This window comes from Paenibacillus oenotherae (genome assembly GCF_019443105.1).
Taxonomy (GTDB): Bacteria; Bacillota; Bacilli; order Paenibacillales; family Paenibacillaceae; genus Paenibacillus_Z; species Paenibacillus_Z oenotherae.
The window spans coordinates 1-14,535 of sequence record NZ_JAHZIJ010000012.1 but is presented as its reverse complement, the minus strand read 5'-3'; the positions used below and the strand labels follow the sequence as shown (position 1 = coordinate 14,535).

Here is a 14,535-nt window from a genome sequence, read left to right as displayed (position 1 = left end):
AACCGCCCGCCGGGTATCCAGCCTCCTTCATGCATTGGCGCACTGATGCAGCTGCGCCCTATATGTTCGATTAGCCCGTATTGCGAAGGCCAGCTGCAATTCCGTTGATCGTAAGCAGCACTTCACGAAGCAGCTCCGGATCATCCTCGTCACGGGAACGAAGATCGCGCAGCTCAGCAAGCAATTGAACCTGCATGTAGCTCAGCGGATCAACGTACGGGTTGCGTAATCGGATCGATTCCTGAATGACTGGAACATTATCCAGAATCTCCGCTTGCCCTGTTATTTGCAGAATGAGGGCGGAAGTTTGCGCATATTCCTCTTCAATCTGCGTGAAGATACGGTCACGAATCGTCTTGTCTGTAATCATGCCGGCATATTCCTTGGCAATGACCAAATCCGCCTTGGCAAGCGCCATCTGCAGATTATCAATAAGTGAAGTGAAGAATGGGAATTTCGCGTACATGACGCGCAATGTCTCCAGCTTCCCTTCATCTCCTTGAATGTAGCCCTGCATCGCCGTGCCTGCCGCATACCATGCTGGCAGCAAATAACGGCTTTGCGTCCAAGCGAACACCCATGGAATGGCACGCAAATCCTCGAACCGGTCGCTTCCCTTCCGCTTGGAAGGACGAGAGCCGATATTCAGCTCTCCCACTTCGGGAAGTGGCGTCGATTCCTTGAAGAAGGTCATGAAATCCGGATCGCGGAAGATCAGATCCTGATATTTCGTCAGTGCGGATTCTGATATTCCTTTCGCAATCTCATCCCACTCCGCTTCCTCAACCGCTTCCTGCTGCGGATACTTGGCAAGCCGGGCCGCTGTAATAAGCGCCCAGGTCGCTTGCTCCAGACTCCGGTAAGCAATGCCTTGCATGGAATAACGGGAGGAGAGCACCTCGCCTTGCTCCGTAATTTTGATTCCGGCGCCAACCGTATGAGGAGGCTGTGCCAGAATGCTTCTATTCAGCGGCATACCGCCGCGACCGAGCGCTCCGCCGCGGCCATGGAAGAACTTCAGCTTCACATTGTGCTTCTTGGCTGCATGCGTAATATCATTCAGCGCAACGCGCAGCTCCCAGTTCGCAGTCACTACGCCGCCGTCTTTATTGCTGTCTGAGTAGCCCAGCATAATTTCGTGCATATTGCCCATAACCTCAACCGCTTGGCGATAGATCGGAAGCTCGAAGAGCGTCTCCATAATAGCCGGTGCAGCATGCAGGTCGTCGATCGTTTCGAACAGCGGCACCGCTTGAAGCGTGCAGCGAACCTGACCGTTCATCTCCTTGCGGAACAATCCGACTTCCTTCGCGAATACCATAACCTCCAGCATGTCGCTGGCGCCTTCGGTCATACTGATCAAGTAGCTGGAGATACAGTTGCCGCCAAACTCCTGCTGGGCGCGGTAGATCGTATGGTAGACATCCAGACATTCACGTGTGCTCTCCGTATAATCAAAGTGCGGTGAAGTAAGCGGACGCGGATCATTCAACAGACGGTGAAGCAGATCGATTTTGTCCGTCTCGGACAGGGAAGCATAATCTTCCACAATGTTCATGTGCGCGAGGATTTCAGTCATCGCGCTCTCATGCTCCTGACTATGCTGCCTTACATCCAGTGCCGCAAGATGGAAGCCGAACAGCTCCACCTGGCGTACCAGCTTGCGGATATGGGTATCCGCTACATAGTCGGCAAAATGATGGCGCAGGCTTCGGTCGATAATTAACAGATCTTCTTTGAGCTCATCCGGGCTGTTGTAGCGTTGAGGCGATCCCTTGAGCGATTCGTCAAGCGTGTTCGCCAGCTTCTCCAGCATGTAGCCCAGCTTGATACGGTAAGGCTCCTTCTCATTGCGCCAGATATCAACGCAGCGAATCTCCACCAGTGTCCGGTCGTTCTTCATCGAGCGAAGCAGCTCATCCGACACATTAACAATATTCGTGCTGAAGCTGAGAATGCCCATCAGATCCTTGAGCAGCTCCTCATACTTGTGAAGCACCAGCTCGCGCTGCAATGTCAGCGTCTCCCACGTAACCTTCGCGGTTACGGACGGATTGCCGTCCCGGTCCCCGCCGATCCACGAGCCAAAGCGCAGGTAAGTAGGCACATGCCAGCGCTCTCCGGGATAACACTTGTCAAGGCAACGCTCCAGCTCTTCATACACGCTTGGAAGCACCTCGAAGAGCGTCTCATCAAAGTAATACATGCCGTTTCGCACTTCATCAATAACAGTAGGCTTGCGGTCACGAAGCTCATCCGTCTGCCACAGTGTCAGCACCTCGTTGAGCAGCTTCTCACGCAGCTTCTCGCGCTCACGGTAAGTAAGCGTCGGATTGTCCAGCTCCATCACATCATGCGCAAGGCGCTGGTGAATGTCGAGAACCGCGCGGCGGGTCGCTTCTGTAGGATGTGCTGTCATAACGAGCTCCAGCGAGATTCCTTCCAGCATCGTCCGAACCTCTTCGGCCGGAATGCCCTGCTCTTTAAGAACCTGCACAGCATTCTCGATGCTGCCGGGTTGAACCGTTTCGCCAGCTGACCGTTCATAATCCCGCTTGCGGCGGATACGATGGTTCTGCTCGGCAATATTAACTAATTGGAAATAAATCGCAAACGCCCGAATGACCTGATGGCGCTTCTCCGTATTGAGCGAATTGATGACCTGCTTGAATTCCTCATACAGCTCGGGAACAAATTCAGCACGCAGCGCTTTGCTCATCTCACGAATTTTCTCAACAATCTCAAGAAGCTCGTGCCCACCTTGGTGCACGAGTACATCCCCTAATATATTCCCTAGAAAACGAACATCACGACGCAGCAGGTTATTCGCTTGCGGCCGGCTCGTCACTAATGTCGATGCAGCTTGGTCCGACATACTGATCCTCCTTAAGGCTTTGCCCTGGCAAACCCAACTCACAACAAATTTGCTCGTATCCCTTCGGACACAAAATCACTTTCTACATCATACTACAAAATAGTGCACGGTTGAAGCTTTTCGATCCGGTTTTTTTAAGGTAAAATAAATAAAAAAAGCCTTGATATACAAGGCTTTGTCGCAGTTATAATGGAGCGGGTGATGGGAATCGAACCCACGCTATTAGCTTGGAAGGCTAAAGTTCTACCATTGAACTACACCCGCAATAAATATGGTCGGGACGACACGATTTGAACATGCGACCCCCTGGTCCCAAACCAGGTGCTCTACCAAGCTGAGCTACGTCCCGAAGTTATTAACTGCTATGTTGTGTAAATGGCGTGCCCTGAGAGATTCGAACTCCCGACCTTTTGATTCGTAGTCAAACGCTCTATCCAGCTGAGCTAAGGGCACTTATGGAGCGGAAGACGGGAATCGAACCCGCGACCCTCGCCTTGGCAAGGCGATGCTCTACCGCTGAGCCACTTCCGCATTTGTCGTTTTCGTCAGAACCGTTTGTCCCGAGCGACAAGTAATAATATATCACCTTCCGAAACAGAATGCAAATGTTTTTTTAAAGAAAAACTATTCAGAATATTCTAGTCGGTTTTAGGGCTATTTTCGCCTCTTCAGGCACCTTCGAAAATAAAGAAAAAGCCGCGCATATTCGCTATGCTCGGCTTCGAAATTCGACCCTTCTATTCAGTGCGCTGCTTTCGCCGCGAGCTCGCGGCCTCTCTCCAGACGCTGCTCCTCCGACAGCTTCGGACAGGTATAGCAATAGCCGTGGCCCTCTGTCTTGTATGCCAGGCAGCAGGACGCCTTGAGCGGCAGCATCTCCCCCTTGCAGCGCGGATTCTCCACCAGACGGAACTTAACCGCAAGCGGATTCCTTGAGCGGCCAAAGACCGTTCCCTTCATCTCCTGCATCGTAAAACGATAGTCTGCCTCCACTTGGGCAAATTCCGGGGAATCCTCGCCGTATACCGTCAGCAGGCGTTCCCGGCAGTAATACATGCCGCTCGCCATAAGCGCCCACAGCTGCCCGCTGTTTAAGTCTGCCGCTTGTGCCATCGTATCAACGATTGGACGCAGCGTATTCGAGTACAGATCCTCCAGAAGCCCGTTTCGCCAGCTATCGCGTTCAGCCCCGTTCAGCGGGTTGGCCGAGACAATGCTTGCATTCATAGGGTGGAAAGCAAAACCCATCCGCCCATCCTCCTCGGTTACAAACAGCCTCCAATTGCTGATCGACCAATCCAGGGTGGAATCATGCGCGGACAATAGCAGCTGAGCCGTGACGCTCAGCCCGCGCAGCCATGAAACGAAATAAGTCGCGGCAGGAGTAATATCGGATGCCTTCAACACTTCCGCATACGACAGCAATAAGCTCCGGGCAACCTCAGAATTAGTTAATTCAAGGAAAGAGAATTCAGATTTAAATTGTTCCGGCCGCTGGAATACGACAGCATATTGATCCTCAATGAAAGGGATATCGATTGCATTGCTCTGCTTCGTACTCATCAGGCACCTGCTGCTTTCATGAGGGACCGAGCACCCTCAACCATCAGTTCTTCGCCATGGCTGCTTGTATTTCCGGCAAGTGAATAGGGCAGACACAGAGGCACGCCCGTCCGAGGGTCCGGAATGATATCTGCTTCAATACCGAATACCTCACGCATAATATCTTTGGTGATGACCGCCTGCGGAGACCCTTCTCCGGCTACTTTCCCCTTCTTGATCGCAATCACATGCTGCGCATAGCGGGAAGCATGATTCAAGTCATGCACAACCATAATAATGGTGCGGCCTGAATTCGCATTCAGCTCCTGCAGCAGCTCCAGCACCTCAAGCTGATGAGCCATATCCAGGAAGGTGGTTGGTTCGTCCAGGAAGAGAATATCGGTCTGCTGGGCCAATGCCATCGCGATCCATGCCCGCTGACGCTGGCCGCCGGACAGCTGCTCGATGGGACGGTCTGCGAATTCAGTCATTCTGGTCGCCTGGATTGCCCATTGGATCACGTCACGATCCTCGCGGGTCAAGGAACCGAATCCTTTCTGATAAGGAAAGCGCCCATAGGAAACAAGCTCCGATACCGTGAGGCCATCTGGAGCTGTCGGATTTTGCGGCAGAATAGCCAGCTGTTTGGCCACTTCACGAGTCGATTGCTTATGAATGGACTTGCCATCCAGCATAACCGTCCCTTTGGCCGGCGACATAATGCGGGCCATTGTCTTCAGTATGGTTGATTTTCCCGAGCCATTCGCTCCAACCAGAGCCGTAATTTTCCCTTGTGGAATGGCAACATTCAGATCCTCGACGATCAGTCGTTCATCATAGCCGATATTCAATTGCGAGGTGGATAACCGTATCATCCCATTCTTCTCCCTTCAACTAGCCATTATCTGGGAACAAGGGCGAGCGCTTACGCATCTCCACAATCCTTTCCCCTGTTCCGCCCTGTTGTCATTTCTCGCGTTCAACTTATTTATCATCAAAGGTTGATAATTATTCTCAATAATTACATGATAACGATTCTCAGTATCTACGTCAAGTGAACTGCATGCTCTATATAGAAAAGAACATCGTCAACTCTCTGCATGCTGCAGAATTTGACGATGCCCATTTCTTTGCCTATTCTATTGCTGCTTCTTCTCTGCCAGTTAATTATGGCGAGCTACTCTGTCCGTTTGTCGTCGCGCGCATCCTGCGGCCTGCCGAACCATGCGATAACAGCATCACGAAAGCGCACTGCCGCTGCTCCCAGCTCGCGGTCGCGGTGAACGATGAGGCCATGCTGCAGCGGGTATGGCCGATCCAGCGGCAGCACGCATAGATCTCCCCGCTCCACCTCATCCCTTATGGCTGATACCGGAAGGACAGCCACGCCTATTCCTTCTGCTACCATCTGCTTTATCATCTCAAGACTGGCGAATTCCAGATGATTCGCCGTCCCCACGCCAAGCCGCGCAAGCGCCTGAGCCGCTACAGTATGATACAGGCATCTGCCCCCGAACGATATGACCGGCTCCCGCTCCAGCCATGTTCGGTCAGTACTTGAAGCATCCGCCAGCCGTCTTGGCGCAGCGCATACTAATTCGTCCATCACCAGCGGATAGTAGGAGAGCTGATCATCATCAGGCTGTGCAGGCACTATGCCACAATCAACCCGATGCCGGAGCAGCTCTTGAACGATATCCTGTTGAAATCCCGTCTCCAGCCGAATTTTAATGCGGGGATTGTCCTGCAGAAACTGGTGGAAGAAGGACGGCATGTGCGTTACGCAAAAGGATTCCAGCAGACGAACGCGCACCTCTCCGTCCGGCTCCCCCGAGTTATTCATCGCTTCCTGCATCACCTCGCCAAGCTGTACGAAGCGGTAGAAGAACGGAGCAGCCTTTATGCCCGCAGCGGTCGGCTCCACTCCTCTGGGCAATCGCTCGAACAGCTTCCCGCCGAAGGCTTCCTCCAGCGCCCGCAGCTGAATCGTTACCGTGGACTGGACATAACCAAGCCGTTCAGCCGCTCTGCTAATGCTTCTCTCCTCCCACACCGCTATGAACGTCTGCACGATGCGGCCATCAAGCTTATCAATCATTCTCATCACCTGATATTCAGTATTCGAATATGTAACATCATAACTATTCGTTATTATAATATCAATTCCTTTGTTATCGTTGAAGCATGAACTTAACTTGAGCTTTTACAAGGAGATGAGCTTGCGATGACGTTGAAACAAGGATTTCGGCTTGGCATTTATGTGTTCAAGGATGCGGAAATAATCGACTATGCTGCGCCTTACGGTGTATTCTCGGTTGCAAGACGGCTGGATCCATCACTGGACGCCTTCTTGATCAGCGATGCGATGCGTACCGTGCAGACACAGGCAGGATTGACAGTTGTACCTAACTACTCCTTCCAGGACCTTCCGGATATGGACGCTTTTCTGATCCCCGGCGGATTCGGCACCAGACAGGAGATGTATAACGGCAAGCTGCATTCCTTCATTAAAGCGCTGCCTGAGGCATGTCTGCTGACGAGTGTATGCACAGGATCATGGGTATACGGCAGGATGGGGCTGCTGGATGGGATCGCGGCAACGAACCGCAAGGAGCCGGATCGTCTGGAGGCATCGGGAACCGGTATGATCCCGATAGACCGCCTGGCCGAAATAGCTCCAGCCTGCCGCATATCCCGTGCGCGGGTAGTGGATGCCGGACGTATAATTACCGCAGGCGGCATCGCCTCGGGGATGGAAATGGGCTTTCACTTGCTAAGGAGAGCAGGGTATGACGAGGCCTTTATTGCGGATGTCGCCCGGACGATGGAATATACAGCGGCTTATGAGCAGTACAAGCTAGACATCATGTATGATTCGTCCCATTAATAAAACACTGCATAAATAGTTCATGTTCTGCCTGGAGAGCAGCTTTATGGTTCAATCTGCGCATGCGGCTGCTCTCCAGGCATTTTTGATCAGAATTCTGCCGCCGGCTCTTCAATGCTCCCATTCACCAGCTTGATGATAGTATCGTATTCCCGATTCATCTCCTCTGTTATATGGCTTGAGACAAGCACGACTGCATGTTGAGCTGCCTCCGACAGCATGCCCAGCAAGTCCCTTCTCTGCCTGATATCCAGATTCTCGAACGGTTCATCAAGGAAGAGAAAGGCCGGATTCCCGAGTAACGCCTGAGCGATCACCACCAAGCGCTGCTGACCTACCGACAGCTGGCCTAATCTTTCATCGCGGATAGCCGCAATATCGAAGATTTCGCTCATTTTTCTTATTGTGGCTGCAACAGCCCACTTATCCAGACATTTGAGCCCGGCGATATATTGCAAGTAAGCTCCAACGGTCATATCACTGTAGATCGCAATCTCCTGGGGCACATAGCCCAAATATTGACGCACTTCAAAGGCATTCAGCGGCAGGCCGTTCATCTCATACACAATATTCCCTGCTGTCGGCTTCCATACTTGGGCGAGCAGTCCAATCAGGATGCTTTTGCCTGCGCCATTGGCTCCTACGAGACCAGTCAGCCCGGGATACAGCTTCATGCTGATAGGGCCGATCACTCCCGCAGCATTCCCGTCCGCAGCCTGGCCCCTTACCTTATTGAGTTTAACTGTCATTGGACAGCCATCCTTCCTCCGGCATGCAGCCGGCGGATTCTAAACCACAGGAGAGCTGTGAGCAGCAGTATACAGAGAACGCCGATCAGCTTACTCTCGATCCAGTAGCCGTTTGTCTTCCCGCTGAACAAATACAGCATGCCCAGATGCTTATTCATCCAGAGCTGAATGCTCCATACAACAATCGAAGTAAACACACCGGCATATAGACCGAAATATAACATCACAATCAGCGCCAGCAGACAGGATACCCCAAGTGGAACAAGCCAACTAAAGACGTACAGGCTCAATGCCGAGTCAGCTCCATGAAGAAACAACGAGAGCAGCAACCCGATCGCGGAATTGTAGGTGATAATGATCGTTAAACGGCCGAAAATCATCATCATTGGCATGACCGGCAGCGACATCTCCAATTGGAACATCGGGGTCCCATACGCACGGAAGGCAAAACATACCCCTAATGCAGCAAGCAGCGGTGCGGTGAATATAAACGGCTCCACCTCGGATCCAGTGCCCGATGCTACATCCGCGACCAAACCCAGCACAAGCACAGCGGCGGAAGCAAGCCAGAAGGACCATTGGAACAGCTTGAGATGCGATTGAATTATTCTCAGTATGTACAGCGGCTTTCTCATATTGGCAGCAGGAGCGGGAGCCGCTGTCCTCTCCCATTGCTGAAGAAGACCTTCAGCAAATTGGGCCGTTTCCTTAACCGTTGGAACCTCTACCGTGTACCTCTCCAGGAAGCGGAGCAGCTCCTTCTCCTCGGCGTCCGGGCACGTTTCAACGGAGCCGCTGGCCGCCAGCTTCGGCTCCTTCGTTCGATTGTCGTCCCTATCGTTCATCCTTGTTCCCCTCCCTGCCGTCATGGATCTGTTCCTTGCTGCGGCTATCCCGCCGGACAGCTGCTGCAGTGCCTGCTGCCGCCTGTCGAGGCTGAGCTGCAATCTCAGCCTCTTCTATAAGGCCGCCAGACAGGATTCGATTCAACTGTTTGATGCCATAATAGAGCCTCGACTTGACCGTGTTCAATGGGATATCGAGAATATCCGCAATTTCCTCAAGCTTAAGCTCCTGATAGAACCGCAGAATCATCAGATGTTTTCGTTCATCCGGCAGCTCATTCAATGCTCTGATTACCCTCTCGCGATCGATCTGCTTCTCATAGATAAGCGCTACATTATCCGGTGCAGACAATTGCTGAAGCGTCTCATCGCTCATCGGCTCCTCGCGGTTGTACGCCTTTCGCCAATGGTCGCGGCACAGGTTCGTCGCAATTTTGTACAGCCATGGTTTGAATTTCTCGGGAAGTCTCCCCTGCTTGATGGAAGTCATAACACGAACAAAGCTTTCCTGCGTCACATCATCAGCCAGCGTTCGTGATTGAAGCATCCGGTATACATACGTACGGATTGCAGCGTGATAACGAAAAACCAGCGTTTCCAGTGCGGAAGTATGGCCCCTGCTCAATTCCTTCAACAGCTCCTCATCGGTCATCTCCGCACCTCCTGTCATCTGATAAAGTAGGATCGCCTTGAGAAAATAAGCAGGCTCAGCAGCAGCGCCAATCCGCTTAAAGCGAGCAGCATATTCCGATTCCAGACCCATTCCGCATATTCCGGCATTTTCCCAGCGAACAAATATAGTCTCCTCGTGAACACACCGGCTGTTAGCGTCTCCAGCACCCAGTAGAACAGCGGAATCCCCAGCCCCACCGCGTAGCTTCTTCCTGCTATGCTGCCCAGCATAGCCAGCTGCCCTAGCCACAATGCCGGAGGAAGAACCTGATACGACAAAGCAGGGAGTGAAATCGGCAGCACGCAATAATGAATGATCAGAATTCCTCCCAAATAGAGCAGCGCCAGCATGGCCATGCCGAGCAGCCACCTGCCCAGCAGCAGCTTCCAGCTGCGGAATGGAAGAGACATCAGCCATCCGGCCACGTCCGGCTGCAGCTCTTCGGCAAAGAGCTGTGACATCATAAAGACCGCCACAAGAGGAAACATATATTCATAGATCGATTGTATATGATAGAGTTCCGCCCTCTCGACAAAATGCCACGGCTCAAGAAGCAAGGCCAGCAGCACAAGAACAACGGCCACTCCGGCAGCTGCCCAGACGAGTGATGAGTTGATCAGCTTTACATTCAACCAGATTCGGCTCATCCTGTCACCTTGCCTTCTGCAGGAGAGCAGCGATATCTGGAACGGCAGACTCATTATTTCTGAGCTCATTATAGAGGTCTCTCAGAAGCCGTTCGTTCTGTTCCTTTCCATGCGCCTTTATATAAGCAATCAGTGGCTCTACCCCCTCCATCCCGGCTGAGGACGCAGAGAATTGATACCCCTCCCCATCCAGCTGCTGTTCCAGGTACGCAGAGAGTGCTCCGAGGAAGATGCTTTCATTCTCCTCTCCCAATGGCCCCGAGAACAGCTCATACGAGGCAACCAAACAGGAGATTATTCTCTTCACTGCTTCTTCATCACTATACAGGCCATTGAACAGGTAGCCTTGCATTTGAAAATAACCCGCTGGAGTCAAATAACTGCCCCTGACCCCGCTTTGAATCCAATCTCTCAGCAAGAGGGCGGCCGCTGGAGTCATACTTTCAGGCTGATACAGCTCCTCCATCATTCTATTGGCGTGATGAAAAATATTCACTTGCTTCCTCGCATATTCATCATCAACCAGCTCGTTCACAACGGCTTTCGTGTGAAAGCCATCAGAGCTTACTGCAATCTCCTTGAGCGCTCCACCCCATAGACTAAAGCCTCTTGCATCCTTCGACTGAAACCGGACAACCTGCTGCTTCGCCTCAACAGCTCGCTCTAGTCGATCAAAATTACTGAACAGCCTGATCGGTTCCGGATACGTTACAGTCACGCTTCTCGGACCAGAATGGCCATTAGCCGCTTGCGGATACCATTCAAAATCCGCCGGGAGATTAACCTTCCACTTATTCGCAGCATGAATCGGCGTCATAAGACCGTCCGAGGTCGTGTGATGATCCTTTATCTTTCCTTTGTATAGAACCGTTAGAGCAGTCCCTTTGCTCAAAGCTTCCGGCAGCTCGATGTCAAGACGATTATCATTGCGTTGGAACGTCAGGATCTTCTCGTCTGCTTTTACCGTTTCAACCTCAAATAGCGGGTTCAATAACAGACTCACAGTTGAGTTAGCTGGTTCCAAAGCATCTGGATTGAGCAAGGTTGCCTTAATACGGACATTCTCGCCTCCCAACGGCTCTATCGCAAGCTCATAATCAATAACCGGCTTCACCACAACAACCTCGGTGTCATATAGAGCTGCAAAGTCTGCCGCACTCAGAGGAGCCATCGAACTTCCAATCTCCTTCTGGCCGGATTTTATTGCGACATGGGAGATCAGACAGACAACTGCTGCCATCAAGCACAGAAAGGCAGCCGTCCGATGAACTCGAATCCCCCGTTCCTTCCTCCTGCTGGCCGCAGCTAGAATAAACAAGAAGAAGAGAGTGCCAGCAAGAAAGAAATAGAAGCCCCTATGCATCCAAAATGATAGATCATGAGAGAAGCCCCATTGATCATCGAAGTAGCTCATTGACTTGTAATCCAGCAACAAAAAATTAGGCAGCAGTCTGGCAGCCTTAGGCAGATTCGGCACAATCATCAGCATACCGCCATAGATATGTAGGAAAAAGAGCAGGAACCCGAGGAAATAACCGAAACGATTATTCAGCAGTACGCCGAGGAACCAGCCGAGCATGCCAGCATACAGCATCGGGACGATCATGGACAGCAGGAATAGGGCAGGATACAAGCTGGCATCCGGGAACCTTGTCTTCCATCCCCACAAATAAATAACGACAGGAGCTATAGCAAATAATAGAAACGGTATCGTAAATACAATAAATTTTGCAGACCAGCGCGACACAGAGCTATAGGGAATGCTGCCCATTAGCTGCTCCACGCCATTCGCACGATCTCTCCTTGCAGAATAGACGCCAGACAACACCGCAAGGATGGCCAATGCTCCCAGAAACAGAAATTCGAATTGATGGATGTAATAGCCAAAATGCTTCCAATCCTTATTCAAGGAATGGACGAGCCATGCATGCGTCGCTCCAACGAAGAGCAGCAGCCACAGATGGGCTCCCCGGACAGAAAGACGCCATTCTGTCTTGCAATGTCCCCACCACTCACGCATGATGTCCACTTCCCGTCAGGAAAATATAAGCATCTTCCAATCCCGGTACAGCAGGAATGGCGCTATAGAAAGGACAAGCATCTGCAACGATGCGGATATCGTACCCTGTCGCCGTTTTGCGCCGGCTTACAATACCGCTCCTGTTCACCAATCCATGCAGGTCCCCTTCCTCCAATTGGCCTGTCCATACTTTGCCATCGACTTTCTTCAGCAGCTGTGGAATCGTCCCCTGATATACCATCTCCCCCTTATTCATCACGGCAAGCGCATTGCAGCTTGTCTCGATATCAGCGACAATATGGGTCGATATCAGAATGGTCCGTTCCAGTCCAAGCTCCTCCAGCAGATCACGGAACCGGATTCTTTCTTCAGGATCAAGTCCGGCCGTAGGCTCATCGACGATCATCACCTGCGGGTCGCCAATTAATGCCTGGGCGATTCCGATTCGCTGCTTCATTCCGCCTGAATAGGTTTTAATCTTGCGCCTTGCCTTATCCTGCAGATTCACCCTCTCCAGCATCTCAAGAACCTTAATGCGTCTGGCTGCAGAGTCTTTCATCCCCTTGAGCAAGGCAATATAATTAAGAAACTCTTCGCCTGTCAGCTTATCGTACAGCCCCAGCCTCTGCGGCAAATACCCCAGAATACGGCGAATCTCATGATCATTCTTGCCGATCCGGTAAGAGCCATACTCCACCGTGCCGCCAGTAGGAGGCATTACCGTCGCCATAATTTGCATCAGTGTGCTTTTTCCAGCACCATTAGGTCCCAGCAGCCCGAATAACCCTTTTCCGAATGCCAGATTGATATCCTTCAAAGCAACGCGCTCACTCCCGTATCGCTTGCTTAATGAAGTGATTTTAATTTCCATAACAGCAGCACCGCCTTTCATTCTCTTTCATATACGACGGCGATCTTCCAATAAAGTTTGAATAGGACTGCACGGTTTTATGAAAATATTTCAAACCGTCAACAATAAGCGCCATTAATATTCAGGCTCTCTCACCTTCATAAGGCTAACAGCTTGGACGGTATACCATTATCTAAACGAATGGCATTGTTTAAATATCTCGGTAACAAACACCCAATCACAAAGCAGGCCTCTGACATAGATTACAGCATACGCTTTACGCAAGGAGGTGAAGGGATAATGTCCAGTCAAGTTGGTGGTGCTTTCACAAATACTGGAACAATTCTAGTGCTTTTCATTTTATTGGTGATTGTCGCTTGTAGCTGCATGGGCTTCGTTGGCGGCTATGGCAAAGGCTATTAATAAAACGTCCTCAACTTTTACAACCCAATCTTCGCATATTACGCAGCCTCTGCCCCATCACCTTATCAAAAGCGCGAAAGGCCCATTCCATGGGCCTTTCCGCTTAACAAAGAAAGAACCCTTGATAATCAATCAAGGGTTCTTTCTTTGTTTGATGCGCGTAGAGGGACTTGAACCCCCACGGTTGCCCGCCAGATCCTAAGTCTGGTGCGTCTGCCAATTCCGCCATACGCGCGAAGTATGAAGTTCCATTTTCGTTAGGTGAAAATGGTGAGCCATGTAGGACTCGAACCTACGACACCCTGATTAAAAGTCAGGTGCTCTACCAACTGAGCTAATGGCTCATAATTAAAATGGCTGGGGATCTAGGATTCGAACCTAGGGATGACGGAGTCAAAGTCCGTTGCCTTACCGCTTGGCTAATCCCCATCGTCATGGTGGAGGCTGACGGGATCGAACCGCCGACCCTCTGCTTGTAAGGCAGATGCTCTCCCAGCTGAGCTAAGCCTCCGTAAGTGAATAGTATGTCTTCAAAAAGGACAATGTATACACATTAAGTACAGCTCACAATTGGGAATATTATGGTGACCCGTAGGGGATTCGAACCCCTGTTACCTCCGTGAAAGGGAGGTGTCTTAACCCCTTGACCAACGGGCCCTAATTATACTGGAGCTCTCAACCGGGATCGAACCGGTGACCTCATCCTTACCATGGATGCACTCTACCGACTGAGCTATGAGAGCATATATGGCTCCCCGAACAGGACTCGAACCTGTGACAACTCGATTAACAGTCGAGTGCTCTACCAACTGAGCTATCAGGGAACGATACGGGTAATTACACCCTGAAAACTGGATACGAAAGGTTTGCGTAAATATTAGCTGGTTTATACCAAAGTAGGATAAGCCCTCGACCGATTAGTATTCGTCAGCTGCATGCATTGCTGCACTTCCACCCCGAACCTATCAACCTGGTCGTCTACCAGGGGTCTTACGAATTGGGAAATCTCATCTTGAGGGGGGCT

12 protein-coding genes, 11 tRNA genes and 1 rRNA gene are annotated in these 14,535 nt (G+C 51.3%); 2 read left to right on the top strand and 22 right to left on the bottom strand.

All coding sequences use genetic code 11. The features are described 5' to 3' along the window. Window positions 1–70: 70 nt before the first annotated feature. From ppc to K0T92_RS16170, 8 genes are all read right to left on the bottom strand, one after another. Entirely contained in the window at window positions 71–2,875 is a 2,805-nt protein-coding gene (gene ppc, locus K0T92_RS16205; protein WP_219873522.1) for a phosphoenolpyruvate carboxylase, read from the bottom strand. A gap of 190 nt (window positions 2,876–3,065) precedes the next feature. After that, window positions 3,066–3,139: transfer RNA gene (locus tag K0T92_RS16200), tRNA-Gly, on the bottom strand. Between the two features lie 8 nt (window positions 3,140–3,147). Further along, window positions 3,148–3,224: transfer RNA gene (locus tag K0T92_RS16195), tRNA-Pro, on the bottom strand. A 27-nt stretch (window positions 3,225–3,251) separates the two neighbouring features. Further along, window positions 3,252–3,328, bottom strand: a tRNA-Arg gene (locus K0T92_RS16190). A 3-nt stretch (window positions 3,329–3,331) separates the two neighbouring features. Continuing rightward, a tRNA-Gly gene (locus tag K0T92_RS16185) sits at window positions 3,332–3,406 on the bottom strand. Between the two features lie 210 nt (window positions 3,407–3,616). Continuing rightward, entirely contained in the window at window positions 3,617–4,438 is an 822-nt protein-coding gene (locus K0T92_RS16180; RefSeq protein ID WP_219873521.1) for a (2Fe-2S)-binding protein, read from the bottom strand. Next, window positions 4,438–5,292 carry an ABC transporter ATP-binding protein gene (locus tag K0T92_RS16175; RefSeq protein WP_219873520.1) on the bottom strand — a complete coding sequence of 285 codons (855 nt, stop codon included), beginning with the start codon at window positions 5,290–5,292 and terminating at the stop codon, window positions 4,438–4,440. Before K0T92_RS16175 ends, K0T92_RS16180 begins: the two co-directional genes overlap by 1 nt. 302 nt (window positions 5,293–5,594) lie before the next feature. Beyond that, window positions 5,595–6,515 carry a LysR family transcriptional regulator gene (locus K0T92_RS16170; protein ID WP_219873519.1) on the bottom strand — a complete coding sequence of 307 codons (921 nt, stop codon included), beginning with the start codon at window positions 6,513–6,515 and terminating at the stop codon, window positions 5,595–5,597. A gap of 126 nt (window positions 6,516–6,641) precedes the next feature. Between K0T92_RS16170 and K0T92_RS16165 the strand changes: the two genes are divergently transcribed. After that, window positions 6,642–7,304, top strand: coding sequence for a DJ-1/PfpI family protein (locus K0T92_RS16165; protein ID WP_219873518.1), 663 nt, complete (start codon window positions 6,642–6,644; stop codon window positions 7,302–7,304). Window positions 7,305–7,393: 89 nt separating this feature from the next. Here K0T92_RS16165 and K0T92_RS16160 read toward each other — a convergent pair whose 3' ends face one another. The 6 genes from K0T92_RS16160 to K0T92_RS16135 are packed head-to-tail and all read right to left on the bottom strand — an operon-like array spanning window position 7,394 to window position 13,109. After that, complete coding sequence (locus K0T92_RS16160; protein WP_219873517.1) at window positions 7,394–8,053, bottom strand: ATP-binding cassette domain-containing protein; 660 nt, start codon at window positions 8,051–8,053, stop codon at window positions 7,394–7,396. Then, a complete protein-coding gene (locus tag K0T92_RS16155; RefSeq protein WP_219873516.1) occupies window positions 8,050–8,898 on the bottom strand; it encodes a hypothetical protein in 849 nt (282 codons plus the stop codon). Before K0T92_RS16155 ends, K0T92_RS16160 begins: the two co-directional genes overlap by 4 nt. Then, window positions 8,888–9,550, bottom strand: coding sequence for an RNA polymerase sigma factor (locus tag K0T92_RS16150; RefSeq protein WP_219873515.1), 663 nt, complete (start codon window positions 9,548–9,550; stop codon window positions 8,888–8,890). The genes K0T92_RS16155 and K0T92_RS16150 overlap by 11 nt, the downstream gene beginning before the upstream one ends. 14 nt (window positions 9,551–9,564) lie before the next feature. Further along, window positions 9,565–10,218, bottom strand: a complete 654-nt coding sequence (locus K0T92_RS16145) for a hypothetical protein (RefSeq protein ID WP_219873514.1) — start codon at window positions 10,216–10,218, stop codon at window positions 9,565–9,567. A 4-nt stretch (window positions 10,219–10,222) separates the two neighbouring features. Then, window positions 10,223–12,238 carry a M1 aminopeptidase family protein gene (locus tag K0T92_RS16140; RefSeq protein ID WP_219873513.1) on the bottom strand — a complete coding sequence of 672 codons (2,016 nt, stop codon included), beginning with the start codon at window positions 12,236–12,238 and terminating at the stop codon, window positions 10,223–10,225. Continuing rightward, the gene (locus K0T92_RS16135; RefSeq protein WP_246628208.1) at window positions 12,231–13,109 is read right to left on the bottom strand and encodes an ABC transporter ATP-binding protein; all 879 of its coding nucleotides are present in this window, start codon (window positions 13,107–13,109) and stop codon (window positions 12,231–12,233) included. The genes K0T92_RS16140 and K0T92_RS16135 overlap by 8 nt, the downstream gene beginning before the upstream one ends. A gap of 279 nt (window positions 13,110–13,388) precedes the next feature. On the opposite strand from K0T92_RS16135, the gene K0T92_RS16130 reads away from it, so the two are divergent. Then, window positions 13,389–13,511: a YjcZ family sporulation protein gene (locus tag K0T92_RS16130; protein ID WP_219873512.1), complete on the top strand. Its 123-nt coding sequence runs from the start codon at window positions 13,389–13,391 to the stop codon at window positions 13,509–13,511. Window positions 13,512–13,666: 155 nt separating this feature from the next. On the opposite strand, the gene K0T92_RS16125 is transcribed toward K0T92_RS16130, so the two are convergent. The 8 genes from K0T92_RS16125 to K0T92_RS16090 all read right to left on the bottom strand — a co-directional run. Continuing rightward, window positions 13,667–13,746: transfer RNA gene (locus tag K0T92_RS16125), tRNA-Leu, on the bottom strand. 33 nt (window positions 13,747–13,779) lie between these two features. Beyond that, window positions 13,780–13,855, bottom strand: a tRNA-Lys gene (locus K0T92_RS16120). A 10-nt stretch (window positions 13,856–13,865) separates the two neighbouring features. After that, window positions 13,866–13,940: transfer RNA gene (locus K0T92_RS16115), tRNA-Gln, on the bottom strand. A gap of 6 nt (window positions 13,941–13,946) precedes the next feature. Beyond that, window positions 13,947–14,022, bottom strand: a tRNA-Val gene (locus K0T92_RS16110). A 71-nt stretch (window positions 14,023–14,093) separates the two neighbouring features. Beyond that, window positions 14,094–14,168 (bottom strand) — tRNA-Glu (locus tag K0T92_RS16105). 10 nt (window positions 14,169–14,178) lie between these two features. After that, window positions 14,179–14,254: transfer RNA gene (locus tag K0T92_RS16100), tRNA-Thr, on the bottom strand. Window positions 14,255–14,259: 5 nt separating this feature from the next. Then, window positions 14,260–14,335, bottom strand: a tRNA-Asn gene (locus K0T92_RS16095). 73 nt (window positions 14,336–14,408) lie between these two features. After that, window positions 14,409–14,535: ribosomal RNA gene (locus K0T92_RS16090) — 23S ribosomal RNA — on the bottom strand; the annotation flags it as partial.